27 protein-coding genes are annotated in these 25531 nt (G+C 69.4%); 13 read left to right on the top strand and 14 right to left on the bottom strand.

The window, feature by feature from the left end:
* Positions 1-10: 10 nt before the first annotated feature.
* From SACMADRAFT_RS07075 to lpdA, 3 genes are all read right to left on the bottom strand, one after another.
* Entirely contained in the window at positions 11-895 is an 885-nt protein-coding gene (locus tag SACMADRAFT_RS07075) for a TIGR01777 family oxidoreductase (protein WP_009153107.1), read from the bottom strand.
* Positions 896-967: 72 nt separating this feature from the next.
* Positions 968-2887, bottom strand: coding sequence for a 2-oxoglutarate dehydrogenase, E2 component, dihydrolipoamide succinyltransferase (gene sucB / locus SACMADRAFT_RS07080; RefSeq protein WP_009153108.1), 1920 nt, complete (start codon positions 2885-2887; stop codon positions 968-970).
* A 57-nt stretch (positions 2888-2944) separates the two neighbouring features.
* Positions 2945-4318 (bottom strand): dihydrolipoyl dehydrogenase, encoded by a 1374-nt coding sequence (gene lpdA, locus SACMADRAFT_RS07085; protein ID WP_009153109.1) that lies wholly within the window; start codon positions 4316-4318, stop codon positions 2945-2947.
* A 177-nt stretch (positions 4319-4495) separates the two neighbouring features.
* On the opposite strand from lpdA, the gene SACMADRAFT_RS07090 reads away from it, so the two are divergent.
* Positions 4496-4864 (top strand): oxidoreductase, encoded by a 369-nt coding sequence (locus SACMADRAFT_RS07090; RefSeq protein ID WP_157617205.1) that lies wholly within the window; start codon positions 4496-4498, stop codon positions 4862-4864.
* Positions 4865-4985: 121 nt separating this feature from the next.
* Here SACMADRAFT_RS07090 and SACMADRAFT_RS07095 read toward each other — a convergent pair whose 3' ends face one another.
* Together SACMADRAFT_RS07095 and SACMADRAFT_RS07100 are read right to left on the bottom strand one after the other, a co-directional pair.
* Positions 4986-5948: an SMI1/KNR4 family protein gene (locus tag SACMADRAFT_RS07095; protein ID WP_009153111.1), complete on the bottom strand. Its 963-nt coding sequence runs from the start codon at positions 5946-5948 to the stop codon at positions 4986-4988.
* A gap of 12 nt (positions 5949-5960) precedes the next feature.
* The gene (locus SACMADRAFT_RS07100) at positions 5961-7454 is read right to left on the bottom strand and encodes a leucyl aminopeptidase (RefSeq protein ID WP_009153112.1); all 1494 of its coding nucleotides are present in this window, start codon (positions 7452-7454) and stop codon (positions 5961-5963) included.
* Positions 7455-7526: 72 nt separating this feature from the next.
* Between SACMADRAFT_RS07100 and SACMADRAFT_RS07105 the strand changes: the two genes are divergently transcribed.
* Together SACMADRAFT_RS07105 and SACMADRAFT_RS07110 are read left to right on the top strand one after the other, a co-directional pair.
* A complete protein-coding gene (locus SACMADRAFT_RS07105; protein WP_157617206.1) occupies positions 7527-8435 on the top strand; it encodes a hypothetical protein in 909 nt (302 codons plus the stop codon).
* Complete coding sequence (locus SACMADRAFT_RS07110) at positions 8432-9064, top strand: DUF402 domain-containing protein (protein WP_157617207.1); 633 nt, start codon at positions 8432-8434, stop codon at positions 9062-9064. Before SACMADRAFT_RS07105 ends, SACMADRAFT_RS07110 begins: the two co-directional genes overlap by 4 nt.
* On the opposite strand, the gene SACMADRAFT_RS07115 is transcribed toward SACMADRAFT_RS07110, so the two are convergent.
* On the bottom strand, positions 9049-9360 hold the full coding sequence (locus SACMADRAFT_RS07115; protein ID WP_009153115.1) for a hypothetical protein: 312 nt from the start codon (positions 9358-9360) through the stop codon (positions 9049-9051). The genes SACMADRAFT_RS07110 and SACMADRAFT_RS07115 overlap by 16 nt on opposite strands.
* A 53-nt stretch (positions 9361-9413) precedes the next feature.
* Between SACMADRAFT_RS07115 and SACMADRAFT_RS07120 the strand changes: the two genes are divergently transcribed.
* Entirely contained in the window at positions 9414-10517 is a 1104-nt protein-coding gene (locus SACMADRAFT_RS07120) for a branched-chain amino acid aminotransferase (RefSeq protein ID WP_009153116.1), read from the top strand.
* Position 10518: 1 nt separating this feature from the next.
* On the opposite strand, the gene SACMADRAFT_RS07125 is transcribed toward SACMADRAFT_RS07120, so the two are convergent.
* Positions 10519-11511 carry a nicotinate-nucleotide--dimethylbenzimidazole phosphoribosyltransferase gene (locus tag SACMADRAFT_RS07125; RefSeq protein WP_040925581.1) on the bottom strand — a complete coding sequence of 331 codons (993 nt, stop codon included), beginning with the start codon at positions 11509-11511 and terminating at the stop codon, positions 10519-10521.
* 138 nt (positions 11512-11649) lie between these two features.
* On the opposite strand from SACMADRAFT_RS07125, the gene SACMADRAFT_RS07130 reads away from it, so the two are divergent.
* On the top strand, positions 11650-12384 hold the full coding sequence (locus SACMADRAFT_RS07130) for an IspD/TarI family cytidylyltransferase (RefSeq protein WP_009153118.1): 735 nt from the start codon (positions 11650-11652) through the stop codon (positions 12382-12384).
* A 59-nt stretch (positions 12385-12443) separates the two neighbouring features.
* Here SACMADRAFT_RS07130 and SACMADRAFT_RS07135 read toward each other — a convergent pair whose 3' ends face one another.
* Together SACMADRAFT_RS07135 and SACMADRAFT_RS07140 are read right to left on the bottom strand one after the other, a co-directional pair.
* Positions 12444-13436 carry an aldo/keto reductase family protein gene (locus SACMADRAFT_RS07135; protein ID WP_009153119.1) on the bottom strand — a complete coding sequence of 331 codons (993 nt, stop codon included), beginning with the start codon at positions 13434-13436 and terminating at the stop codon, positions 12444-12446.
* A 52-nt stretch (positions 13437-13488) separates the two neighbouring features.
* Positions 13489-14184, bottom strand: a complete 696-nt coding sequence (locus SACMADRAFT_RS07140) for a TetR/AcrR family transcriptional regulator (protein WP_009153120.1) — start codon at positions 14182-14184, stop codon at positions 13489-13491.
* Between the two features lie 54 nt (positions 14185-14238).
* Between SACMADRAFT_RS07140 and SACMADRAFT_RS07145 the strand changes: the two genes are divergently transcribed.
* Together SACMADRAFT_RS07145 and SACMADRAFT_RS07150 are read left to right on the top strand one after the other, a co-directional pair.
* Positions 14239-14811 (top strand): hypothetical protein, encoded by a 573-nt coding sequence (locus tag SACMADRAFT_RS07145; RefSeq protein WP_040925582.1) that lies wholly within the window; start codon positions 14239-14241, stop codon positions 14809-14811.
* A gap of 108 nt (positions 14812-14919) precedes the next feature.
* A complete protein-coding gene (locus SACMADRAFT_RS07150) occupies positions 14920-15408 on the top strand; it encodes a hypothetical protein (protein ID WP_232285556.1) in 489 nt (162 codons plus the stop codon).
* Positions 15409-15474: 66 nt separating this feature from the next.
* On the opposite strand, the gene SACMADRAFT_RS07155 is transcribed toward SACMADRAFT_RS07150, so the two are convergent.
* Positions 15475-16134, bottom strand: coding sequence for a DUF3043 domain-containing protein (locus SACMADRAFT_RS07155; RefSeq protein ID WP_040925583.1), 660 nt, complete (start codon positions 16132-16134; stop codon positions 15475-15477).
* A 137-nt stretch (positions 16135-16271) separates the two neighbouring features.
* Between SACMADRAFT_RS07155 and SACMADRAFT_RS07160 the strand changes: the two genes are divergently transcribed.
* The gene (locus SACMADRAFT_RS07160; RefSeq protein WP_009153124.1) at positions 16272-16649 is read left to right on the top strand and encodes a HesB/IscA family protein; all 378 of its coding nucleotides are present in this window, start codon (positions 16272-16274) and stop codon (positions 16647-16649) included.
* A 167-nt stretch (positions 16650-16816) separates the two neighbouring features.
* Here the strand turns inward: SACMADRAFT_RS07160 and SACMADRAFT_RS30300 are convergent, their stop codons facing one another.
* A complete protein-coding gene (locus tag SACMADRAFT_RS30300; RefSeq protein ID WP_198285938.1) occupies positions 16817-16984 on the bottom strand; it encodes a hypothetical protein in 168 nt (55 codons plus the stop codon).
* Between the two features lie 149 nt (positions 16985-17133).
* Between SACMADRAFT_RS30300 and SACMADRAFT_RS07170 the strand changes: the two genes are divergently transcribed.
* Together SACMADRAFT_RS07170 and SACMADRAFT_RS07175 are read left to right on the top strand one after the other, a co-directional pair.
* The gene (locus SACMADRAFT_RS07170; protein ID WP_040926166.1) at positions 17134-18069 is read left to right on the top strand and encodes a carbohydrate kinase family protein; all 936 of its coding nucleotides are present in this window, start codon (positions 17134-17136) and stop codon (positions 18067-18069) included.
* Positions 18070-18196: 127 nt separating this feature from the next.
* On the top strand, positions 18197-19606 hold the full coding sequence (locus SACMADRAFT_RS07175; protein ID WP_009153127.1) for an FAD-binding oxidoreductase: 1410 nt from the start codon (positions 18197-18199) through the stop codon (positions 19604-19606).
* 29 nt (positions 19607-19635) lie between these two features.
* Here SACMADRAFT_RS07175 and asnB read toward each other — a convergent pair whose 3' ends face one another.
* Positions 19636-21564 (bottom strand): asparagine synthase (glutamine-hydrolyzing), encoded by a 1929-nt coding sequence (asnB, locus tag SACMADRAFT_RS07180; RefSeq protein ID WP_009153128.1) that lies wholly within the window; start codon positions 21562-21564, stop codon positions 19636-19638.
* Between the two features lie 135 nt (positions 21565-21699).
* On the opposite strand from asnB, the gene ctaC reads away from it, so the two are divergent.
* A complete protein-coding gene (gene ctaC / locus SACMADRAFT_RS07185) occupies positions 21700-22647 on the top strand; it encodes an aa3-type cytochrome oxidase subunit II (protein WP_009153129.1) in 948 nt (315 codons plus the stop codon).
* Between the two features lie 64 nt (positions 22648-22711).
* Positions 22712-23128: a cytochrome c oxidase subunit 4 gene (locus tag SACMADRAFT_RS07190; protein WP_009153130.1), complete on the top strand. Its 417-nt coding sequence runs from the start codon at positions 22712-22714 to the stop codon at positions 23126-23128.
* 149 nt (positions 23129-23277) lie between these two features.
* Here the strand turns inward: SACMADRAFT_RS07190 and trpD are convergent, their stop codons facing one another.
* Together trpD and SACMADRAFT_RS07200 are read right to left on the bottom strand one after the other, a co-directional pair.
* On the bottom strand, positions 23278-24306 hold the full coding sequence (gene trpD, locus SACMADRAFT_RS07195; RefSeq protein WP_009153131.1) for an anthranilate phosphoribosyltransferase: 1029 nt from the start codon (positions 24304-24306) through the stop codon (positions 23278-23280).
* Positions 24307-24312: 6 nt separating this feature from the next.
* Positions 24313-24723 carry a response regulator gene (locus tag SACMADRAFT_RS07200; RefSeq protein ID WP_009153132.1) on the bottom strand — a complete coding sequence of 137 codons (411 nt, stop codon included), beginning with the start codon at positions 24721-24723 and terminating at the stop codon, positions 24313-24315.
* A 172-nt stretch (positions 24724-24895) separates the two neighbouring features.
* Here SACMADRAFT_RS07200 and ctaE point away from each other — a divergent pair, with 172 nt between their 5' ends.
* The gene (gene ctaE / locus SACMADRAFT_RS07205) at positions 24896-25525 is read left to right on the top strand and encodes an aa3-type cytochrome oxidase subunit III (protein WP_009153133.1); all 630 of its coding nucleotides are present in this window, start codon (positions 24896-24898) and stop codon (positions 25523-25525) included.
* Positions 25526-25531: the final 6 nt, after the last annotated feature.

Genomic DNA, 25531 nt, shown 5'->3' on the forward strand with positions numbered 1-25531 from the left:
GCACCGCCGATCAGACCACCAAGGCGAGTGCGTCGTCGAGTCGGCGGTCGGCGAAGTCGAACCCGGCGTCGCGGAGCACGCCAGGGACCGCTCTCGGCCCACCGAGCAACATCTCCTCGGCGGCCTGGCCAAGCGCCGCTTTCAGCGCAGGCGCGGGCACGAACCACGGTGCGGGCCGGTGCACCGCGCGGGCGAGTTCACGCGTGAACTCGGCGTTCGTCACCGGGTTCGGCGAGGTGAGGTTCACAGCACCGGCGATGTCGGCCCGCTGGAGCAGGAACGAGATGGCCGATACCTGGTCGCGCAAGCTGATCCACGGCAGGTACTGGCTCCCGCCGCCCAGTCTCGCGCCGAGGCCCAGCCGAAACAGCGGCAGCAGCATCCCCAGCATGCCGCCGCGGGAGGACAGCACCGGTGCGGTGCGAAGCAGGACCACCCTGGCGCCCGCTTTCGTCGCCGGGGTCGTGGCCGCCTCCCACGCGACGCACAGCCCGGCGAGGAATCCGGAGCCCGCACCTGCCGACTCGTCGACCTCGGCAGATCCCGTGTCGCCGTAGTAGTTGATGCCGGAGGCATTGAGCAGCGCGCCGACACCGTGGTCGGCGACGGCCTCGGCCAGCACTTCGGTGGGTTCGAGCCGGGAGTCGGTGAGCAACTGCTTGCGGGCCTCGCTCCACCTGCCGGAGGCCAGCGGGGAACCACACAGGTTCACCACCGCGTCCACACCGTCGAACGCGCCGTCGTCGATGCGGCCCGCGGGCGGATCCCACCCGTACTCGTCAGCCGACCGCGGCATCCGCCGCACCAGCCGCCGCACCTCGTGCCCGCTGCCGCGCAGCTGGTCGAGCAGAGCGCTGCCGATGAGGCCGCTGGAACCGGCAACGAGAACACGCATGTGCACACTCTAGGCACCGGCTGTGCGGGGACGCTCACCGAGCGGTGGACCCCCGCACAGCCGGTGCAGTGGCTACAGGCCGAGTTCCTCCTCGAAGTTGCCTTCCTCGAGGCGCTGCTTGATGGTCGTCACGAACCGTCCCGCGTCGGCACCGTCGATCAACCGGTGGTCGTAGGTGAGCGGCAGGTACGCCATCGAGCGGATGGCGATGGTGTCGTTGCCGTCGTCGTCGGTGAGCACCACCGGACGCTTGACCACGGCACCGGTGCCGAGCATGCCCGACTGCGGCTGCACGATGATCGGCGTGTCGAACAGCGCGCCGTTGCTGCCGATGTTGGTGATCGTGAACGTGCCGCCGGTCAACTCGTCCGGCGTGACCTTGTTGCTGCGCGCCCGCTGTGCCAGGTCGGCGATGCGGTGCGCGAGCCCGGCCAGGCTGAGCTCGCCCGCGTCGTGGATCACCACGGAGAGCAGACCACGCTCGGTGTCGACCGCGACGCCGAGATGCACCGCGCCGTGGTAGGTGATCTCCTTGGTCTCCTCGTTGTAGGAGGCGTTGACGTTGGGGTGTTGCTTCAGCGCCTCCACGGTGGCCTTGGCGAAGAAGGGCAGGAACGTCAGGTTGACGCCCTCCCGCTCGCGGAAGGCCGCCTTCGCCCGCTGCCGCAGTCTGGCGATCCTGGTGACGTCCACCTCGTGCACCTGGGTGAGCTGTGCCGAGACCTGCAACGACTCCTTGGTCTTCTGCGCGGTGATCTGCCTGATGCGGTTGGCCTTCTGCACGGTGCCGCGCAGGGCGGCCTTCTCCGCGTCGGAGACGGGCGCCACGGCGGTGGCCGGTGCCGACGGTGCGGCGGCAGGTGCCGCCGGTGCCTGCCGCGGCTGCTGGGGCTGCTGCGGTGCGGGTGCCTGCTGCCGCTGCTTGGCCTCGACGGCGGCGAGCACGTCCTGCTTGCGGATGCGGCCACCGACCCCGGTGCCGCGCAGGGTGTTCAGATCGATGTCGTGTTCGGCGGCCAGCTTGCGCACCAGCGGCGTCACGTACGGCGTGGCGCCGTCCTCCCTGCCCGGCTCGCTCGGCCGCTGCGGCTCGCGGGTTGGTGCCTCCTGCCGGGATGCGGCCGCTGCCGCGGCAGGCTCCTCCGAAGGCCGTTCGCTCGGCCACTGCGGCTCCGGCTGCGCGGCGGGCGCCGGTGCGGGCTGTGCCGCCTGCTGCGCCTCAGGCTGGGGCTGTGACTGCTGCTGCGGCGCGGGCTCTGGTGTGGGCTGCGGCGCGGGCTCTGGTGTGGGCTGTGGCGCGGGCTCTGGTGTGGGCTGCGGTGCCTGCGGCGCGGCGGTCGCCGCACCGGGCTCGCCGATCACCGCGAGCTGGCCACCCACCTCCACGGTCTGGTCCTCCGCGACGCTGATCTCCAACACGGTTCCCGCGACGGGGGAGGGGACCTCGGTGTCCACCTTGTCGGTGGAGATCTCCAACAGCGGCTCGTCGACCTGGACCGTGTCGCCCACCTGCTTGAGCCACCTGGTGACCGTGCCTTCCGTGACGCTCTCGCCCAACTCGGGCAACCGCACGGGGGTGCCCTGCGCCTGCCCTGCCTGCGGCTGCGCGGCCGGGGCGGGCTGCTGAGCCTGCGCCGGTGGCTCGGGCGCGGGCTCCGGCTGCCGGGGTGGTTCGGGCTCGGCAGGCGCCGAGGGCGCCTGCGCCGGTTCCGCGGTGGCCTGTGGTGCCGCGGCGGGCGCGCCCGCGTCGCCGGTGCCGTCGTCGATCACGGCCAGCTCCGCGCCGACCTCCACCGTCTCGTCCTCCCGCGCCACGATCTTGCTCACCGTGCCCGCGACAGGGGAGGGGACCTCGGTGTCCACCTTGTCGGTGGAGATCTCCAACAGGGGCTCGTCCACCGCGACGGTGTCACCCTCTTGTTTCAACCAGCGGGTGACCGTGCCCTCTGTGACGCTCTCACCCAGCTCCGGCAGTGTGACGGAGTACGCCATCGTTCGCTGACTCCCTTGAGTGTGTCTGGTGTGGTCTGTTCAGGTCGGCGTGTCGGCTCAGCCGTGGACGTGCAGCGGCTTGCCTGCGAGAGCGAGGTGCGCTTCGCCGAGGGCTTCCGTCTGGGTGGGGTGTGCGTGGATGAGCGGCGCGACGTCTTCGGGGAAGGCTTCCCAGTTGTAGATCAGCTGTGCTTCGCCGATCAGCTCGCCGACGCGGTCGCCAACCAGGTGCAGGCCCACGACCGGACCGTCCGGCGCCTTGATCAGTTTCACCGCGCCCGACGTCTTGAGGATCTGGCTCTTGCCGTTGCCCGCCAGGTCGTAGGTGAACGTGGTGACGCCCGCGCCGTACTTCTCCTTCGCCGCGGCTTCGGTCAGACCCACCGACGCGACCTCGGGGTGGGAGTAGGTGACGCGGGGAATGCCTGCCTCCTCGACCGGCCGGGGAGCCAGCCCCGCGATCTCCTCCGCGACGAAGATGCCCTGCTGGAAGCCGCGGTGGGCGAGCTGGAGCCCCGGCACGATGTCTCCGACGGCGTAGACGCCGGGCAGGTTGGTCCGCAACCGCTCGTCGGTGAGCACGAAACCGCGCTCCATGCGCACGCCCGCCTCGTCGTAGCCGTGGCCCGCCGTGTTGGGGCCCCGGCCGACGGCGACCAGCAGCAGGTCGGCTTCCAGGGTCTCGCCCGACTCCAGCGACACGCTCACGCCGCGCTCGTCCTGCTTGGCCCCGGTGAACCGCACTCCGGTCTTGAACGCGATCTTGCGCCTACGGAAGGCTCGCTCCAACTGTTTCGAGGCGAACTCGTCCTCGGCGGGCACCAGCCGGGGCAGCGCCTCCACGATCGTGACCTCGGCCCCGAACGACGCCCAGACACTGGCGAACTCGACGCCGATCACACCGCCGCCGAGCACGACGACCCGCTCGGGGACGTAGTCGAGGTTCAGCGCCTCGTCGCTGGCGATGATCCGGCCGCCCAGCTCGAGGCCGGGCAGCGTGCGTGAGTACGAACCGGTGGCCAGCACCACGTTCTTGCCGGTGTAGCGAGCGCCGTCGACCTCCACGGTCGTGCCACCGGCGAAGGTTCCGGTTCCCTCAACGTAATTGATCTTGTGGGCCTTCGCGAGCCCTTGCAGCCCCTTGTAGAGCCGGGTGACGACGGTGTCCTTGTACTTGTGGACACCGGTCATGTCCACGCCCTCGAACACCGTCTTGACGCCGAACTGCTCACCGTCTCGCGCGGAGTCGGCCACCTCGGCCGCGTGTAGCAGGGCCTTGGTGGGGATGCAGCCGCGATGCAGGCAGGTGCCGCCCAGTTTGTCCTTCTCGATAAGGGTGACGGAAAGGCCCAGCTCGGCGGCGCGGAACGCCGCGGCGTAACCACCCGATCCGCCACCGAGGATCACCAGGTCGGCTTCAGCGTCGGTCACTTCTCAAACTCCTCGGCAGGCAGTGTCGATCGTGTCCACGGGCGCTGTGTGCGCTCATCACACCTCATCTTGTCACCTCGCCTGACAAGCTTGCGACCTAGTGCTGGTGTGTGCCGGACACGCCGTTTCGGTGCCGGGATAATGATCGCCTGCGACGCGGAGAGGAAGGTGGCCGAGGTGGGCCTGTTCGACTTGTTGCGCAGACGTGGAAGAGGCGGAAAGGGGGGACGCGCGAGCGGGGGACCGCGCGGTGTCACCGACGCGGACACCCGGCATCTGGCCGAATGGGCGGCGGCCAGACGGGGGGTGGAGGCCTACGTCGAACCTCGTACGACCGTAACCGAGACCACCGTGGTACTGGTCGCCCACGACGGCGAGTGGACGAGGCGGCGCATCGGCAGCCTCGGCGCGGCGCAGCAGTTCGGCCGCAAGCGATCGATACCGGTCTACGAGGTGGCCAAGACGGGTTACCCGAAGCGGATGCGCGAGTACACCGAGCGGCAACGCATCCTACGGCGCAGGGAGCAGACCGAACGCGACTCGTAGGGCTGACCGGGCCGCCTGCCCGCGAGTCCCCCGCTCCTGCCCGCGAGTTCTGCGCTCCTGCCCGCGAGTTCTGCGCTCGGCGTGCGCCAGGTGAGCGACCACCGGCGGCGGGAACACCCCGTCAGAGCGCGGCCTCCAGTAGCCGCAGGTGCTCCTGGAGCAGGGCACGTATCCCGGAATGGGTGGTGACCCCGAACAACGGGTCGGACTCCACGATCCGCCCACTCTCCGCGAGCAACACCAGACCCGGCGGGTCGCTGATGTGCACCCCGTGGCCGCCGGTGAACAACTCGGCGGTGCCGAGCAACCGGGGGAACGCCACGTCGGCGGGCAGCCCGTCGCAGGTCAGCAGGAATTCCAGGTACTGCGGCGGCAGCCGCACCCCGAGCCTGCGCTGTGCGTCGTCGATCCCGGCGTGGGTCGCGGGCGGCGGCACGTTGCCCGGTTCGCCGCGCAGCCACATGATCCGCTCGATGAGTTCTCGCCAGTCCAATGGTCGCGACTCGGTCCGGTAGCGGGTGTGCAGCGCGGCGATGAGCGTCCCCGCGTAGTCGCGGGCCCAGCCGTCCGCGACCGCCAGCGTGCCTTGCACCAGCAGCGGCGCGACGTGGCGGCACGCGGCGAGCGTGGCGATGTCGGGCCGCGCCGACAGCCGCGCCTGCTCGGCCCACCGGGCGAGGGCGCACCTGGCGCCCTGCAGGTCGCCCTCCCTCGCGCGGTCCTCCGCCTCGGCGGCCTGCTCGCGCAGCGGTCCGCCCGCGTCGAGGTGCTTGCGGTGTGCGCGTTCCTCGGCGTCCAGGTCCAGCGGTGGCAGTTCGCCACCCCAGTCCGGGGCGCCGCGCGCGGCGAAGAGCATCCCCCATGCCCGCGCGGTCACCTCGTCCGGCACGAGCAGCACGGCGGGTCGCGACGTGACCGCCTGCCAGCGGGACACGAGCCGGTCGGACTCGCTCGCCGCGCCGACACACGCCAACAGCAACGCCGCGTAACCGACCGCCGCGTCCACCCTCGCGTCGTCCGCCATGAGCACCTCGCGCACGGCGGACTCGGCATAGCTCTCGGGGCCCTCGGGGTTTTCGGACACCGGGAAGGCGACCTACCCGGCCTCGGCGATGTCGGCGAGTACCGCGGCGATGGTGCGCACCGGCACACCGGTGCCGCCCTTGCCGGTGTAGCCCCACGGCGAACCCGTGTTGAACGCGGGCCCCGCGATGTCGATGTGAGCCCAGGGCAGACCCTTGGGAACGAACTCCCGCAGGAACACCCCGGCGGCGAGCATGCCGCCCCAGCGATGCCCCGTCACGTTGGCGAGGTCGGCCAGTTTGGAGTCCAGGTCCGAGCGCAGTTCCTCCGGCAACGGCATCGGCCAGCCGTTCTCGCCGGTCGCCGAGGCGATGGCGGCGACGCGGTCACGGAACTCCTCGGAACCCATGATGCCCGGCGTGCGATTGCCAAGCGCGACCAGTTGCGCACCGGTGAGTGTGGACGTCTCGATGAGGTAGTCCGGCTCCTCCTCCGCTGCGCGGACGATGGCGTCGGCGAGCACCAGCCTGCCCTCGGCGTCGGTGTTGAGTACCTCGACCGTCTTGCCGCCGTACATGGTGAGCACGTCTCCCGGCCGGTACGACGTCGCCGACGGCATGTTCTCCGCGAGCGGGATGTGGGCGACGACCTCGAGCGGGTACTTCAGCTTCGCCGCGAGCACCACCGAGGCCAGCACACCGGCGGCCCCGGACATGTCCGAGGTCATGTGGTCCATGTTCGCCGCGGGCTTGATCGAGATACCTCCGGTGTCGAAGGTGATGCCCTTGCCCACGAGCGCCACCTTCTTCGCCGCCTTCGTGCCGCGGTAGCGAAGGCGCAGCAGCCGGGGAGGCCGCGACGATCCGCCGCCGACACCCAGAATTCCGCCGAAGCCCTTGCGCTTCAGCGCCCGCTCGTCGAGCACCTCGAACTCCAGGCCCGCGTCCTCGGCGAGTTCTCGGGCCCGCTCGGCGAACGACGCCGGAAACAGGTCGTTCGGCGGGGTGTTGACCAGATCCCTCGCCGTGGCCACCGCCTCGGCGATCGCCACGGCCGCCTTCAGGGTGGCCTTGTGAGCCCGAGCGGTTCCCTCCTCCGGGTAGACGAGGTCCACCGTGGACACCGGCGCGTCGCCCGGCTCCGACTTGTACCTGGTGAAGGTGTACGCGCCGAGCACCGTGCCCTCCGCGACCGCCTGCAGCTCCCGAGCGGACAGTGTCGTCAGCGCGCGGGATGTGCCCGACAACGCGCGGGCCGCCGCTCCCGCCGCGCGGCGTAGCTGCTCCGACGTCGTGGGCGGGGTACCGAGGCCCACGGCGAGCACCACGGGTGCGGGAATGCGGCCGAGTGTCGGCAGCTTCACGATCTCCTCGGCCTTGCCGGTGGCGCCCAGCGTGCGCAGCGTGTCGACGAGGTCGCCGCCGAGTGCGGCGTCCACCGCCCGCGCGCCCTCGGCCAACTCGAGCCCGTCGGGCCCCTGCACGGTACCGATCACCACCACCTCGGCGCGGCTCTTGGCCAGCGCCGCCTCGGTGTTCTCGGTCAGGGCAAGTTTTGGCAGGGTCACGTCGGGCTCCTCGCTGCTGTCTGTGGTGGCTCAAGCCATGCTATTGACGACATTGTCCGTGGTGAGAGGTAGGTGCGCCGCGTGTTGCTCGGTGCGGGCATTCTTGGTGCGCTCGCGATGGCCGCCTCGGCCGCGGGTTGGTGGTTGCTGGCGGGGATGGCGGTCGCGGCCGCGCTGACCGAAAGCGCGAGCCGCGTGGTCGGCGAACCGGACTCCGCGATCACCTCGGGCCTGCGGGCCTCGTCGCGGCTGGCGCTGCTGGTGCTGTTCGCCACGGTTTTCGTTTCCTATGCCGCGCCCCCCTACCGGGTGCCCGCCGCGGTCGGCTTCACCGTGCTTGTCACCGTCGCGCCGGTCACCGGCGTTCGGGTGAACCGGACCTGGCGTAGGTGGCTGACCGGGGTGTTGCTGGTGGCGGCGACCGCCTTCGTCGCGCTGTGCGTCGCGATCCCCCCAGCATCGTCGCCCGAGGCGACGGCGTTTGCGCCCGCAGGTGTGCTGCTTTCGGCTGCCGTGCTGTTTCCACTGTTCGCCGGGCTGCGTGGCGGCAGGCTCGCCGTGGCCGCGGTGGTGGCGGCAGCCGTGGCCTCGGCCGCGCTGTACCAGTTGGGCCCGGTACGGCTCGGTCTTTCGCCCACCGCGCCGCAGGAGGTGCTCGCCGCGGCGGACGCCGCCGCGCTGCGAGGGGTGTTCGTGGCGGTGGTGGTGCTCGCGACGGTGCCCGCGGCCGTGCTCGCCCTCGACGAGGCCGTCGAGGCGGTCGCCCCGGGCTCTCGCATCCGCGGTCTGCTGGCCCTCGGTGCGGTGGTGACCTTGCTCGCCGCGGTGTTGAGCATGGTCGGGGCGTTGTTTCTGGCGGCGGCCGCCGCGTTGCTCGAGGTGATCGTCGGGGTGGTGCTGGCGAGCCGCGTCCGCCCGCTCGGCGCCGCCACGGTGGTTGTCGCGTCGGCTCTTCTCGCCGGGCTAGTGTTCGTGGCGTGAGGTGGGCACCGGGTGAGACAGCCGTGCTGAGTTTCGTACGCTCGGACGCCAGCGTCAGCCAGCGACATCCGTTGCGAGTGCTCGCCGACGACGGTACGGAACTGCTCGGCTGGTTGCCCGCGGGCACCGAGATCGTCGGCACCCGGCTCGCGGACGGGCGGCAGATCCGTGAGGCGCCGCTGGGCCAGCGGTTCGTCCTGCCACGGATGCGGGTTCGTGACCGGTGGCGGGACTGCTCCACGTTGCGCCTGATCCGCGAAGACGAGTGGTCGTCGGTGTGGTGGTTCTTCGACGGCAGCGGCAGCTTCCTTGCCTGGTACGTCAACCTGGAGATTCCGCTGGGGCGCGGCAGGTACGGGCCGCGGCGCATCGACGGCGCGCTCGACGTCGTCGTGGAGCCGGGCGGGCGCTGGAGTTGGAAGGACGAGGACGAGGCGGCCGAGGCGGTGCGAGCGGGCAGGCTGAGCGGGCAGCAGCTGGCCAAGCTGCGCGCGGAGGGGGAGCGCCTGATCGACCGCGCCGAGGCGGGCACGTTCCCGTTCGACGGCACGTGGACACAGTTTCGCCCGGACCCCCGCTGGCCGGTGCCCCAGTTGCCCGTCGAGCTGTGGGCTCAGGACATCGCGTAGGCGAGGCTCCACAGCACCGTGGCGGCCACGATCAGACCAGCCATGGACTTGCCGGGGAGGTCACGCGGGAAGACCTTCCCGTGTACGCCCTTCCACCAGAAAACACTCCACACGGCACCGATGATGCCGAGGAAGCCACCGAAACCGCCCGCCATGATGTAGCCGATCAGCACGATCATGCCCGCCGCGAAGGTCAGCAGTGCCGCGGCGATGAAGGTCTTGACGTCGGAGGCCGTTCCCGCGGAGACGCGATTGCCCCCGGCCGGCCGAGAAGACTGCTGGGTCACGGACGTCATCGTAGAGCCAAACGGATGTTCTGACGTCCAAGTAAACGAGATATGCTCGGGCCATGACGACCGCGATCTCCTTCAGCCGGACCATGAGCCCGACCCCCGCATCGGCGGAGGCGGTAGCGGAGGTACTGGCGAAGCCCGGTTTCGGGACGCGGTTCACCGACCACATGGTGACCGTGCGGTGGTCGGAAGGCGTCGGCTGGCACGACGCGCGACTGACCCCCTACGAGCCGCTGACGCTCGACCCGGCCACCGCGGTGCTGCACTACGGGCAGGCCATCTTCGAGGGGCTGAAAGCCTACCGGCAGCCGGACGGCTCCATCAGCGCGTTCCGCCCGCAGCTGAACGCCGCCCGGTTTCGCAGGTCGGCCCGCAGGATGGCGATGCCGGAGTTGCCGGACGAGCTGTTCCTCGGCTCGATCCACGAGCTGATCGAGGTGGACGGCCGGTGGGTGCCCACCAGCGAGGGCGACACGCTCTACCTGCGGCCGTTCCTGATCGCGACGGAGGCGGGGCTGGGCGTGAACAAGCCCTCCGCGCAGTACCTGTACTCCCTGATCGCCTCGCCGGCAGGCTCCTACTTCGCGGGCGGCGTCAAGCCGGTGAGCGTGTGGCTTTCCACCGAGTACGTGCGCGCCGCACCGGGCGGCACCGGTTTCGCCAAGTGCGCGGGTAACTACGCCGCTTCGTTCGTCGCGCAGGCGGAGGCTGTCGAGCACGGCTGTGACCAGGTCGTGTGGCTGGACGCGGTGGAGCGCAGGTGGGTCGAGGAGATGGGCGGGATGAACCTGTTCTTCGTCTTCGGCTCAGGCAAGGACGCGCGCCTTGTGACGCCCGAACTGACCGGGTCGCTGTTGCCGGGCGTCACGCGGGACTCGCTGCTGACGCTGGCCGCCGACTTCGGGCACAAGGTCGAGGAGCGCAGGATTTCCACCGAGGAGTGGGAGAAGGCGGCAGCCTCCGGAGAGCTCACCGAGGTGTTCGCGTGCGGCACCGCCGCGGTCATCACGCCTGTCGGCAGGGTGAAGCACGCGGGCGGGGAGTTCACCATCGCAGGCGGCCAGCCTGGCGAGGTCACCCTGCGGCTGCGGGACGAGCTCACCGGTATCCAGAACGGCACCCGCCCCGACCCGCACGGCTGGATGTACAAGCTGACCTGAGTCAGCCGGTCAAGGTGGCCGCCGTGAGCAGCGGCAGCACGGCGGTGGCCGCGAGGCCACCGCCGCGCCGGACGCCGAGGTCGACGATCGGTTCGAGGTCCAGGTGTTCCAGTGCCATCGCGTGCGCCGGTTCGCTGCCGCGGTGAGCGGCCGCCCACCAGGAACGGGCACCCGGGGCGAACTCCTCCGCGACGAGCGCGGCTGCCGTGACGGCCAGGCCGTCGAGCAGCACCGGGGTACGGCGCGCGGCTGCCCGCGCCAGGAAACCGGCCACGGCGGCGAGGTCGGCGCCTCCCGAGGTGCGTAGCAGGTCCAGCGGGTCGGACAGCACGGTTTTCGCCCTGCGAAGCGCATCGCGCACCGCCGCGGCCTTGCGCATCCAAGTGTTGTCGTCGATGGGTTCGACGGCGCCGCCCCTGCCGACGACGGCGACCGGCTCGGTTCCCGTCAGCGCCGCCACGAGTGTCGCGGCGGGCGTGCTCACCGCAACTCCGAGCTCGGCGGGAACCAGTAGGTCGGCGCCCTCGTCGACCGCCGCGTCGGCGAGCAGCATGCCCGCGCGCACCGCCGCCTCGGCCTCCTCGCGGGTCAGCGCATCCTCGGTGTCGATCGAACCGGTCCCGCGGCGAACCTTGAAACCACCGTCGACGGCGGGCGGTGTCTCCTCGGCGTCGACGGCAAGGTCCACCACCCGTAGCCGCGCGTCTCCGGCCCCGGCGAGTAGCGCCAGGCTTGCCGTACCTGCCGCCAGTTCGGCCGCGGCCCGCGCGGTGCTACCCGCAGGCTGGGCGGAGACACCCCTGGCGGCGATGCCGTGATCGGCCGCGAACACGACCACACGCGCGCGGCGGGGGGTGCGCGGCGGCGCCTGCCCCTGGCAAGCCGAAAGCCACCCGGCGATTTCGTCGAGTGTGCCGAGCCCGCCTCGCTGCCGTAATGCCTCGGCCCTGGCAATCTCGTCGAGCTGGCCGATGTCGGCGAAGTCGATGGACACGGGCACAAGTTACCGGGCCTGGCGCGCAGCTGAAGCGGCCGTCCCGGCAACGGCGGCGACGAGCACGCGGTCGGCGAGTCGGCGATCCACAACGGACTGCCGGTCCGTTGCCGCGCGGCGTGCTCGTATGATCTGCGCGTGGCGAAACGGCGATCGCGGCGCGGGCCCAGCGCGGCGGGTGTGGTGCTCGCCAGCGGCGCCGGTACCCGCGTCGGCGCGGCGACGAACAAGGTCTTCCTGCCGCTGGCGGGCCGACGTCTCGTCTCCTGGTCGTTGCGGTCGTTCGCGAGCGTTGCCGACATCGGCGTGTTGCTGCTGGTCGCAAGACCACAGGACGGCGAGCTCGTCGAGTTCGTGCTCGATCACGAGGTGGCCGCCGACGTCGAGGTCGTCCATGGCGGGAAGACCAGGCAGGAGTCGGAGCTGAACGCGCTGCGGCACCTGGCGCAGCGGATCGAGGCGGGCATCGTGGACACCGTGCTGCTGCACGACGCGGCCCGCCCGCTGGTCAGTCCCGCGTTGATAACCGCTGTGTTGCGTTCGGCCCGCGAGCACGGCGGCGCGGTTCCCGGAATGCTCGCCGACGATCTCGCGGAAGTGGGCGCGGGCGGCGACACGCTGTCACGACGGCCGTCGGAGACGTTGATCAGGGCGCAGACCCCGCAGGGGTTTCGCGCCGCGCCGCTGCTCGCCGCCTACGAGCAGGCGGAGCGGGAGCGGTTCGTCGGCACCGACACCGCATCCTGCCTGGAACGCTTCTCCGACGTGCCGGTGCACTGGGTGCGGGGTGAGCAGCGAAACTTCAAGATCACCTACCCGCACGACCTCGCGATCGCGCGGCGTGTCCTCGCCGCGCCGCCCGAGCGGCAGTGAAGGTCACCGCCGCTCGACCCTGCGTGCCCCGTCGGGCGAGCAACGGTGACCGGACGAGCTCAGCGTGGGCTCTGAGTCATGCGGGGATCGCGCTCGACGACGTCACCCAGTGCCTCGTCGATCGCGCGCATCAGGTCGGCCTCCAGCCGCACGCCCGCCGCCTTCACGTTCTCGTGCACCTGTTCCGGGCGGGACGCTCCGATGATGGCGGATGCCACGTTGGTGTTCTGCAGTACCCACGCGACGGCGAGCTGGGCCAGCGAGAGCCCGGCCTGGTCGGCGAGCGGGCGGAGCCGTTCGACACCGGCCAGCACGTCGTCGGAAAGGAACCGCTTGACGAAGTTCGCACCACCGTTGGTGTCGGTGGCCCGTGACCCGGGTGGCGGTGCCTGCCCGCTGCGGTACTTGCCGGTGAGCACGCCTTGCGCGATCGGCGACCACACGATCTGGCTCATGCCCTCGCGTTCGCAGGCGGGCACGACCTGCTCCTCGATGACGCGCCACAGCATGTTGTACTGCGGCTGGTTGGACACCAGCGGTATCCGCAGCTCGCGGGCCAGCGCCGCGCCCCTGGTGATCTGCTCCGCCGTCCACTCCGAGACGCCGAGATACAGCACCTTGCCCTGCCGGACGAGGTCGGCGAAGGCGACCATCGTCTCCTCCAGCGGCACGCTGTGGTCGAAGCGGTGTGCCTGGTAAAGGTCGATGTAGTCGGTGCCGAGCCGCTTCAGCGAGGCGTGCGCGGACTCCATGATGTGCTTGCGGGACAGGCCCTTGTCATTGGGGCCGCCCGGCCCGGTCGGCCAGAACACCTTGGTGCAGATCTCCAGGCTTTCCCTGCGCTGTCCGGCGAGGCTGCGCCCGAGAACCGACTCCGCCGCCGTGTTCGCGTACACGTCGGCGGTGTCGAAGGTGCTCACGCCCGCGTCGAGCGCCGCCTTGACGCACGCCCGTGCCTGCTCCTCCTCCACCTGGGAGCCGTGTGTGAGCCAGTTGCCGTAGGCGATCTCGCTGACGGAAAGGCCGCTGCGGCCGAGACGACGAAACTCCATGACATACACCTTATCCAGAAATCCTTCGCAAAGCTAAGTACCTGGAGTTGCTTCAGGTGTGTGTCGATCGAGTCTCGCTGCTCAGGCGTGCGTGTTCGGCACCCGCGGCGGCCGGGCCGACGTAGGGGAGCAGGGCGCAGTACATCAGGTCGGGAAGCAGTGAGGGCAGCAGTGCCGCCTCCCGGCGTTCCACCCGGCTGTAGATCACTTCGAGCAGGCCGCCGACGACGGTCTCAGCGGTGATCGCGGGCGGCGGGCGCATGCCCTGCTCCTCGGCGAGCGTGCAGGTGCCGCGGTTGACCACCTCCACGATGAGCTTCAACGAGTCGTTGCGTCTGCGTACCGCCCGCGGGCCCGCGGCGAGCACCTCCACCACCACGAGTTGAGCCTGTGCCGGGTGCTCGGCGAAGAGTTCCAGGATCGTGCGAAGGATGGCCTCGGCCTGTTCGGAGAAGGACGCCGACGGCTTGTTGGCCCGCTTCACCTGCTCGACCAGGTCGGCGGCGAAGTCGTCGTAGGCCGCGAGGAAGGCCTCTTCCTTGTTCTTGAAGTGCTCGTAGAACGTCTTACGAGAAACGCCGGCCCGCTCGACGACCGACTCGACGGTCAGGTCCGGGTAGCCGTGTTCGGCCACGGCCTGCGCGACAGCCGTCAGGATGCGGGCGCGCTGGTTCTCGGCGACGTAGTCACGGGTGAAGCCGTGTCTGCCCGGCGGCAGTTGCCGTGTGCCGTGTCCGGTTCTGCCCACGTTGCCTCCGGTTGCCTGCTTTGCTCGCCGTGAAGCTGCCGTTACTCTTCGGATGTGACTCCAAGCACAGCCGCCTGTCCCGGGTGTGCCCGGTTGCGGTCGGCGTTGCGGGCTGTCCTTGTGGAGATGGCCTGGCGCGACATCAACGCGGTCACCGTCGCGGCGGCCGCCGGACTCGAAGTCGGTACCTTCGCCCGACACTACCTAACCGTCGCCGACTGTGGTTTCGATGCTTTCGACGAGGCGGCACGTGAGTGCGGGGCGGTGTGCGCCAGGTCGATGCCCCCCGGCGCGCGTGACTGCGGGGAGCGCTTCCTGCGGCTGACCGGGGCTGTGCTGTGCTGGACGGTCGGGCGACCAGGGATGGCCAGGATGCTGTTCGTGGTCCCTGCCCAGTCAGGAGATTCGGCACTGCTGAAGCGGCACAGTGAGTTCAAACAGTCTCTCGTCGCGTTGTTCGACCGGCCCGATCCGAACTCGCCTGCCGGCCGCACCCACGCCGAGTTCCTTGTGGGGCTGTGTTGCCAGGTGATCGGTCGGGGCCTGGAAAACGGTGTGGAGTTCACTGAATTACGACGCAGTGTGTTGGAGCTTGCCCCATTCGCGGTAACCGCGTCCGGTCGCTGACCAGGAATTAATTCGCTGAGTAGTCAACCGGGACGCAGGGTTGACATATAGAAACACGAGTGTTTTTCTTTTTGGGCCGGTGGGTTTACTCACCGGTAACAGCGACCAATGGAGGTAGCAGTGGCTCGGCTCACCACGAAGATCACCGGACTGATCGTCGGCGCGATGGCGGTCTCCGGCCTCACGGCCGGTGTCGCACTCGCCGATCACGCGAAGGTCGACGGGACAATCACGGCTGCGGGCGACACCTGTAGCTGGACCGACGGAAGCCTCGACGGCAACCCGCCGCAGACGGTGACCCTCGACCGTACGACCGTGAACCCCAACGTCACGTGCACCGGCAGCGTCAGCGTCACGCTCAACAACGACCCGACGATCAGCTTCGACGACACGGCGGGCACCGCGACCGCGGACCTCATCAGCGTCACCGTCCAGAGGTCCGGCATTACGTGTGAGTACGAGGCTGCCGGCCTGCAGGCGCAGCGGGAGGGCACCACCAGGACCTACACGGCCACCGGCGTCACCATCGAGAAGTCCGGCGGCAGCTTCCTGTGCCCGAGCTCGACGACGGCCGACGCGCAGTTCGTCTTCCACTGAGCGGCCGGCTGACAGCCGCGATCGACGGCGCCGTGCCCCGGGGAACACCCGGGGTGCGGCGCCGTTTCAGTCCACCGGCTGGCCCGGGCTCACCCTCGGCTTCGGCATCCGGAGCTTGCGGATCTGGCTGGCGCGCACGAACGCGTACCAGCCGATGGAGGCGCCCTTGACGTTCTCCTTCGGGAACTTCGCCCGCACCTGACGGCTGATGCGGCGACCGTTGAGGAAACCCTCCACCACCATGCCCAGCAGCATCACCGTGGTCAGCAACGTCGCGTACTGCTGTATCTGCGGGATCGGGATCAGCAAGGTGATGAACACCAGGATGGCCAGCGGCATGAACAGGCCGAGCACGTTACGTCGGGAGTCCACCAGGTCGCGCACGTAAGCCTTGACCGGCCCGCGGTCGCGGGGCAGCAGGTAGCGCTCGTCACCGGCCATCATGCGCTCGCGCCGCTCCCTCGCTGCCGCCCTGCGCTCGTCCTTGCTGACCGGGTTCTTCTTGCGCAGCTCCCGGCTGCGCCGGATGGCTTCCCTGGTGGTACGTGGCGGTGGTGCGACGGGGCCACGCCGCTTGCCGTCGGCCTCCCGCCGCTTCGGGGTCGGCCGCCCCTTGCCGGGAGTGAAGCCCTTCGACGTGTGAGATTCGACCGACGACTCGCCCTCGCCCGCCTCGGTCTGGACGTCGTCGGCCTCTTGTGTGCTGGTACGGCGCAAGAACCTCACCTTGACAGGGTATTGCAGGAGGCACTGGCGATGTTCAGCCGGTCGCAAGATGTGTCACCATGGACGATGGGAACAGAACGGGAGCCGGGCTTGTTGGCACCAGTGCCCCGCCTGCACCAAGACCTTGAGGGAGAGTCATGACGACCGCTGAGCAGACCGGCAACACCCCCGGCGACGCCGGCGAGGCCACGCACGGCGTCACCCTGACCGAGTCCGCGGCCAGCAAGGCCAAGGCGCTGCTCGATCAAGAGGGCCGCGACGACATGCACCTGCGCATCGCCGTGCAGCCCGGCGGCTGCGCCGGACTGCGGTACCAGCTGTTCTTCGACGAGCGCACGCTCGACGGCGACCTGTTCCGCGAGTTCAACGGGTTGCGGGTGGCCGTGGACCGGATGAGCGCTCCGTACGTGCAGGGCGCCGAGATCGACTTCGTCGACACCATCGAGAAGCAGGGCTTCACGATCGACAACCCCAACGCGGGCGGATCGTGCGCCTGCGGCGACTCCTTCCACTGAGCCGCCACCGAAACCGGCCACAACGACGGGCGCCGGTCACGCGATTCGCGTGACCGGCGCCCGTCGCATTTCACCTGGTTGGCCACAGGGGCCGCGGGCGTCGTTGACCGCGGTCCCCCGTGAGTCCGGCCCCCTTGGAAGGCACGGAAGGCACGGATCGTGCCCGGTCAGACGTACTCGTCCAGCTCGACAACCCGTGCGTGGCAGGCATCGTCGACCGTCCACGGCGCCGCGGGGCGCTGCTGCCGCGGCGCGGGCGATTCCTGGCTCCGCGGGATCTCGGCGCAGTCGGCGATCAACTCGGCGAACGTGTCCGGTTCAGTGGCGAAGTTCACACCGGTACGGTAGGGGGTCGCGACGATGCGCGACACCCTTACCGCTCGGTAGTCTCGCGGCGGGGCCAAGCCGACGAATTCTTCTGGAGGAACCGGTGACAGGGAAGTCCCGGATCGCGGTCGCGGGCAGCATCGCGACCGACCACCTCATGCATTTCCCGGGCCGGTTCGCAGAGCAACTTGTGCCCGAGCAGCTACATCGGGTATCGCTCAGTTTCCTTGCCGACGACCTCGTGATCCGCAGGGGTGGAGTCGGTGCCAACATCGCGTTCGGGCTCGGCGTGCTGGGCGTGTCCCCGGTGCTCGTGGGCGCGGTCGGCAACGATTTCGCGGACTACGAGGCCTGGCTGCACCGGCACGGGGTGGACACCTCCGGTGTCCGCGTCTCGGAGCTGGCGCACACGGCGCGCTTCGTGTGCACCACCGACGACGACCTGTGCCAGATCGCGACCTTCTACGCGGGCGCGATGTCGCAGGCACGCAACATCGAACTGGCACCTGTGGCCGAGCGCGTCGGCGGGCTGAGCCTGATCATGATCAGTCCCGACGATCCCGCCGCGATGCTGCGTCACGCACAGGAGTGCCGCGAGCGCGGCTACACCTTCGCCGCCGACCCATCGCAGCAACTCGCCAGGATGAACGGTGAGCAGGTCCGCGAGTTCGTCCAGGGTGCGTCGTACCTGTTCAGCAACGACTACGAATGGGAACTGCTGCTACGCAAGACCGGCTGGACCGAGTCGGACGTGCTGTCCAGGGTCGGTATGCGCGTGACCACCTCGGGTGAGAACGGCGTCGAGATCGTGGCGGCCGGTGGCAGCGTGCTGCGGGTCGGGGCGGTGCCCGCGCTTTCGAAGATCGATCCGACCGGCGTAGGCGACGGCTTCCGGGCCGGTTTCCTCGCGGGCCTGTACTTCGGCCTGAGCCTGCCCCGTTGTGCGCAACTGGGGTGCATGGTCGCTGTGCTGGTGCTGGAAACGGTCGGTACCCAGGAGTGGAGCTTCGACAAGGTCACCGTGCTCGACCGGCTGAGCGACGCGTTCGGCAAGGACGCCGCGGCAGAACTGGAAGCGGTGCTGCCGGACTGAACCGGCGCCGGGCACGGCAGGTGTCCGGCGCGGCCACCCGGTGATTCCCAACCAAATCGTGGGTGCCTGTCGCGTAACAGGTCGGTCGCGCATGCGACTGACCTGTTATCAGGGGGAGGAGGCACTCATGGCAGACAACCTGCTCGATTCCGTGCGAGTGGACGAACTGCGTGCCCGGTTCGGTGGGCCCGTCGTCACCCCCACGATGCCGGAGTACGAGGACGTTCGCGCCGTATTCAACTCCATGATCACGGCCCGCCCCAGTGTGATCGCGCGCTGCGGCAGTGTTTCCGACGTCAAGACGGCGTTGGAGTTCGCGCGTGGCAACGGTCTCGAGGTCGCCGTGCGCAGTGGTGGCCACAGTGTGGCGGGCGCCAGCCTGGTCGAAGCCGGACTGGTGATCGACGTGCGGCCGATGGCGGACGTTGCCGTCGATCCCGCGCAGCGAACGGTGCGGCTCGGTGGCGGGGCGACCTGGGCAGCCGTCGACCGGCAGAGTCAGCGATACGGACTTGCCACCACCGGAGGCCGCGTGTCCACCACCGGCGTTGCAGGGCTCGCGCTCGGCGGCGGGTCCGGTTGGCTGGAGCGCAAGTTCGGCCTCACCTGCGACAACCTGCTGTCGGTCGAACTGGTGACCGCCGACGGACAGGAAGTGAGTGCCAACGAGTACGAGAACTCGGAACTGTTCTGGGCGCTGCACGGTGGCGGGGGCAACTTCGGTGTGGCCACCTCACTGCTGCTGCGGCTGCATCCGCTCGAGCAGTTCTCGATGGCGCTGCTGCTGTGGCCCGCCGAGGCCGGCAGGGCCGTTGCGGGGAGCTACCGCGAGTTCATCGCCGGCGCGCCGGACGAGATCGGCGGCGGCCTCATCTACCTGACCGGCCCGAGTGAGGAATTCGTGCCCCGTGAACTCACGGATGTGTTGTGCTGCGCCGTTCTGGTCACCTTCACCGGCCCCGAGCCGGAACTGCGCGAGCACATCGCACCACTGCTCGACGCCGAGCCACCGGGCAGGCTGATCACGGACATCCCGTACGCGCAACTGCAGTGCATGCTCGACGATCCGCCCGGCTACCGCAACTACTGGTCCGACGAGCACCTCGTCACCCTTTCCGACGAGGCGCTGGACCGCTTCTGCGAGCGGGCACGGGACATGATCGTGCCTTCACCCTCGCAGCAGGTCCTGCTCCCGTGGGCAGGCGCGGTCGCGGGCGGTGCGGACTGGCCCGGCTTTCACCGGGACGCGACGTGGGCCGTGCACCCGCTCGGGCTGTGGGAGGACCCCGCCGACGACGGCAGGGCACGGGCGTGGGTCCGCAACCTGCGTGCCGACATGCGCCCGTGGGCGAGCGGTGACGTGTACCTCAACTTCATCGGCGACGAGGGCGCCGACCGGGTGCGGGCCGGCTACGGCGAGGAGAACTACGGCAGACTCGCCCGCGTGAAGGCGCGCTACGACCCCACGAACGTCTTCAACCGCTGGCACAACGTGCTCCCGGAAACCGAAGGCGAGCCGCTCGCGGGCGCGCACTGACGGTCGCCGCCGCAGAGCTTGACCGGATCTCAGAGCTTCACCGGGTACTGCGGCTCCGGGATGTCCGGCTTGATGCGGTTCTCCACGAAGATGCCGTGCCACAGCATGAACACCAACAGCGCCCACAACCGCCTGCTGTGGTCCAGCGTGCCCGCCTTGTGCTCGTCGAGCATGGCCAGTACGGCGGTCTTGTCCAGCAGGTCACCGGTCTGCGAGTCGCTGATGATGCCGCGTGCCCAGTCGTACATCTCGTCGCGCAGCCACACCCGGATGGGCACGGGGAATCCCAGCTTGCGCCGGTTCAGCACGTGCGAGGGGACGATGCCGTCCAACGCGCGGCGCAGCGCGAACTTGGTGGTCTCCCTCGTGATCTTCTGGTCGAGCGGGATCCTGGAGGCGACCCGGAACACCTCGGGGTCGAGGAAGGGCACGCGCAGTTCCAGCGAGTTCGCCATCGTCATCTTGTCGGCCTTGACCAGGATGTCGCCACGCAACCAGGTGAACAGATCGACGTGCTGCATCCGGGCCACGGGGTCCCAGTCCCTGGAGAGCCGGTACCACGGCTCGGTGACGTCGCGGTGTCCCACGCCCTCGGTGAAGGTGCGCAGCACGGGCCGAAGCTGGTCGTCGCGGAAGATCCGGGCGTTGCCGTAGTAGCGCTCCTCCAGCGAGAGCGCACCCCGGCGCAGCAGGTCCTTGCCCCTGGTGCCCTCCGGGATCACGGTGGACACCTTGCCGAGCAGCTTGCGTATCCCGCCGGGCACCTTCTCGAAGGGCGCGAGCGAAAGCGGTTCGCGGTAGATGGTGTAGCCGCCGAACAACTCGTCGGAGCCCTCACCGGAGAGCACCACCTTGACGTGCCTGCGGGCTTCGCGGGCGATGAACCACAGCGGCACCAGCGCCGGATCGGCCACCGGATCGTCCAGGTACCACACGATGAGCGGGAGTGTGTCCATCATCTCGTCGGCGGTGACCGTACGCACGACGTGCTTGACACCGATCGCGGCGGCCGACTCGGCGGCGACGTCCACCTCCGAATAGCCCTCCCGCTCGAACCCGGTGGTGAAGGTGATCAGGTTGGGGTTGTGTTCCTTGGCCAGCGCGGCGATCGCCGTTGAGTCGATGCCGCCGGACAGGAACGCCCCGACGGTGACGTCGGCACGCATGTGCTTGGCCACCGAGTCACGCATGACCTCCGCGATCTCCTCGTGCAGTCCGGCGACGTCCGCGGCGCCCGACACCGGCGTGGCACGGAACTCGGGGGAGAAGTAGCGCTCGGTCTTGAGCTCACCGCCGGGCGCGACCGTGAACGAGGTGCCCGACTCGATCCGCCTGATGCCCGTGTGCAGCGACTCCGGCTCCGGCACGTACTGCAACGCCAGGTAGTGCTGTAGTGCGGTGCGGTCGAGCTCGTCGGTGACGCCCAGCGTCGCGGACAGTTCGAGCAGGCTCTTCTTCTCGCTGGCGAAGGCAACGCCGGACGGACCTGTCGAGTAGAACAGCGGCTTGATGCCGAACGGGTCCCGTGCGCCGAACACCACCTTGCGCTCGGAATCCCAGATGAGGAAGGCGAACATGCCGCGAAGCCGCCCGACGGCCGCGGGGCCCAGGTAGTGGTAGGCCGCGACGATCGCCTCGGTGTCGCCCTCTGTGGTGAACGTCGCACCGTGTTCGGCCGCCAACTGCTCCCGAAGCTCGAGATAGTTGTAAATCTCACCGTTGAAGTTGATCGTGTAGCGCCGCGGGTTCTCGGCAGGACCCCAGGTCAGCGGCTGGTGTGAATGCTCGACGTCGATGATGGCGAGCCGGTTGAAGCCGTACACCACCTCGCTGTCGGCCCACGTGTCGGTCTCGTCGGGGCCACGATGCCGCTGGCAACGCAGCGCCGCCCCGACCGCGTCCCGGGCCTTGGCCGCGTCTTCTTCGCTGGCACAGACCAGTCCAAGCAGGCCGCACACGCCTCTTCACTCACCCTTTTGTTCGTCGCCGCTTTTCGAAGTGGCAAGTATGCCGGGACGGGCGGTGACGTGGGCTCGCCGGGTCTGGGCTAAAGTCCGAAACGTCAGAGAGATCGGGCGAGGAGGCATCGCGGAGTGGGCGTTGTAGAGCGCACCCGGGAGACACGACGGGGCAAGGCCGCCAGGGTCGCCGCGCTCGCCGGGCTTGTCGCCGTCACGGCGACCGGGTGTTCCGGCGAGGAGGTCCTGCGGTTCGGGTGGCCGGTCGGGGTCACGCCGGAGGCAGAGAAGATGCGCCTGCTGTGGACCTGGTCGGTCGTCGCGGCGCTGGCCGTCGGCGTCATCGTGTGGGGCTTGATCTTCTGGTCGGTGGCCTTCCACCGCAGGAAGAAGGGCTCGACCGAGGCTCTGCCACGGCAGTTCCAGTACAACGTGCCACTCGAACTCTTCGTCGTGGTCGTTCCGGTGATCATGGTCTGCGTGCTGTTCTTCTTCACTGCGGTGACCGAGAGCTCGGTGCTGGCCAAGGAGGAGGACCCCGACGTCACGGTGGACGTCACCGCGTTCCAGTGGAACTGGGAGTTCTCCTACCCCGGAACGCAGACCCCGAACGGCCAGCCGGTCAGCACCGTCGGCACCTCCAACGAGGTTCCGCTGCTGGTCCTGCCCACGGACAGGAAGATCCAGTACACGCTGCGTTCGACCGACGTCATCCACTCGTTCTGGGTGCCGGAATTCCACTTCAAGCGGGACGTCATGCCGTACCCGGAGAAGAACAACCAGGACAACCAGTTCCAGAACACGATCGACCGCGAGGGCGCCTTCGTCGGCCGCTGTGCCGAACTGTGCGGCACCTACCACGCGATGATGAACTTCGAGGTGCGCGCCCTCTCCCCGGACAAGTTCGACCGGTACCTGGAGTTGCGAAGCCAGCTGAACCCGCAGACGGGTCAGCCGAACACCGCCTCGGACGCGCTGCGCATCATGCAGGGCGAGGGCTGCGACGAGCAGCTCTGCAGCCCGGTCGCGACCACGACCAAGCCGTTCGCCACCGACCGCACGGCACGCACCGCGTCCGGCTGAGGCCGGGGGAGAAGCACCGGCGGGTGCCACTTCCGAACCCGGATCGAGTGAGAAGGACACGTTCATGAAGGTCGAATCCACGGTTTTCGACATCGTCGCGGTCTTCGGTTTCGTCGTAGCGGCCGTGTACGCGGTGATGACGGGCACCATGACGGAGGGCGTCGAGCCGATCGGCACGGTGGCGCTGCTCCTCACCGGTGGTCTGGCGCTGCTCGTGGGCAGCTACTTCCGGTTCGTGTCCCGCCGCATCGAGCCGCGACCGGAGGACAACGAGGAAGCCGAGATCAGTGACGGCGCCGGTGAACTGGGCTTCTTCAGCCCGGGAAGCTACTGGCCGGTGGCGCTGGCCGCCTGCGCGGCCATCGTCGGCGTGGCGCTGGCGTTCTTCCAGATCTGGCTGCTCATCCTCGGCGCGGTGGCCCTGCTCATCGCCATCGGCGGGCTGCTGTTCGAGTACCACACCGGCCCAAGCCACCACTAGCGCGAAATCCAGGCCCGCTTCGGAGATTCCGGGTGCGGCAGGGGGCTGAACGGTCCGCCTGCCGCACCCGGCTCTTCGTCAGCGCAGGCGAGGTCGGCGTCGGCACCGTGGCAATCGCCGTGCCGCGTGCGGGTTGGGCTCGGTGAGCCCTACTCCCGGCCTGCCCAGCGGGTCAGCAGGTCGTGCGCGGCACCGGAGTCGACGGCCTCGGCAGCCCTGGCCAGCCCGGCACACAGGTCCGCGGTGAGGTCGCCGGAGAATCCCTCGAACGCCGCGATCGCTCCCGCCGCGTTCACCAGTACGGCGTCGCGAACCGGACCCGGCTTGCCGCTCAACAGTTCACGCACGACCTCGGCGTTCACGGCCGCGTCGCCACCGCGCAGGTCCTGCGTCGTCGCTTTGGGAATGTCCAGCGTGGCCGGGTCGAACGACTCCGTGCGTACCGTGCCGCCCGAAACGACCCACAAGGTGCTCGTCGTGGTGGTGGTGATCTCGTCGAGGCCGTCGTCGCCGCGCGCCACCAGGACGCTGGCACCGCGCTGGGCGAACACCTCGGCCAGCAGCCGGGTCTTGTCGGCGTAGGCACAGCCGACCATCCCTGCCCGCGGTTGGGCCGGGTTGGTCAGCGGGCCGAGCAGGTTGAATATGGTCGGCACGCCCAGCTCGCGCCGGGGTGGGCCGGTGTGGCGGTACGCGGGGTGGAACGCGGGCGCGAAGCAGAACCCGATCCCGATCTCCTCGACGCACTCACGTACCTGCTCGGGCGTGGACTCGATCGTCACACCGAGTGCCTCGAGCACATCGGCGGCGCCGGACTTGGAGGAAGCCGCCCGGTTGCCGTGCTTGACCACGGGCGCGCCGGCGGCGGCGACCACAACGGAGGCCATCGTCGAGATGTTCACCGAACCCGACCGGTCGCCACCCGTTCCGACGATGTCCACCGCGGGGACCTCGAGTTCGACACGGCGGGCATGGGCGAGCATGGCCCTGGCCATCCCCGCGATCTCGGCGGCGGTCTCACCCTTCGCGCGCAGCGCGACGGCGAATCCGGCGATCTGGGCGGGCGTGGCCGACCCGGACATGATCTGGTCCATCGCCCAGGCCGTGTCTTCCTCGGAGAGGTCGGTTCCCTCGATGAGCGGGCCGAGCAGGGCGGGCCAGGTGTGTGTGACGGCCATGACGCCTCAGCCGCGGACGACGGGGGCCCGTCGGGTGCGTAGCACGTCGGCGACGGTTTCCGCCGCGCTGAGCGGGTCGAGCGGGTGCACCAGCACGGCGTCGGCCTGCGACCACGTCGCGAGCCAGCGGTCGTCCTTGCGGCGGACGGCGACCACGATGGGCGGGCAGTCGTCGAGTTCGTTCTTCAGCTGCCGGGCCAGGCCGATTCCGCCGGTGGGCTGCGCCTCGCCGTCGAGGATGGCCAGGTCGACGTTGCCGGAGTCCATCTCGGTGATGACATCGGCCACACCGCTGGCCTCGACGTAGCTGACCTTGCCGAGATCGGTGGCAGGCCTGCGGCCGACCGCGTTGATGATCGCGTCGCGCACCTCGGGCCGGTGACTGAAAACCAGGATCCTCATCGGCTGCTCGGTCATGGTCTGTTCGCCTCCACGCCCTCGGTGTTTGCTGCCGACGATGCTAGCCGTCCCGACCCCGCTTCACCCAGGGGGCTGAGCGAGTGGGGACCGCCGGAAACCGGGTCCGGCGGGGCCGTTCCACGACCGTCCGTAGGACCCGATCTGCGAGCCCCCCACGGGGGGAGACATAATGCGACGCGTGACAACGGCAGCTCCCACCATCAGCCAGCGGGTGCACTCGCTGAACCGGCCGAACATGGTCAGCGTCGGCACGATCGTGTGGTTGTCCAGCGAGCTCATGTTCTTCGCTGGCCTGTTCGCCATGTTCTTCACGGTCAAGGCCCAAAACGACACCGGTTTCTGGCCCCCGCTGAATCCGGCTACCGGCGAGCCGATCCACCTGTCCATCCCGTACGCGCTGCCGTTCACGATCATCCTGGTGGCGTCGTCGTTCACCTGTCAGTTCGGCGTGTTCGCCGCCGAACGGGGTGACGTGTTCGGGCTGCGCCGCTGGTACCTGATCACCCTCATCATGGGCGCGATCTTCGTCGGCGGGCAGGTCGGCGAGTACATCACGCTGATCAGCGAGGGTGTGACGATCCCGTCGGGCGCCTACGGCACGGTGTTCTACCTCACCACCGGGTTCCACGGCTTGCACGTCATCGGCGGTCTCGCCGCGTTCGTGTACCTGCTGATGCGAACGGGTATGAGCAAGTTCACCCCGGCGCAGGCGACCTCGGCGATCGTCGTCTCGTACTACTGGCACTTCGTCGACATCGTGTGGATCGGCCTGTTCGCGGTGATCTACATCATCCCCTGACGAGAA

Origin of the sequence: Saccharomonospora marina XMU15 (genome assembly GCF_000244955.1) — a bacterium.
GTDB lineage: Bacteria > Actinomycetota > Actinomycetes > Mycobacteriales > Pseudonocardiaceae > Saccharomonospora_A > Saccharomonospora_A marina.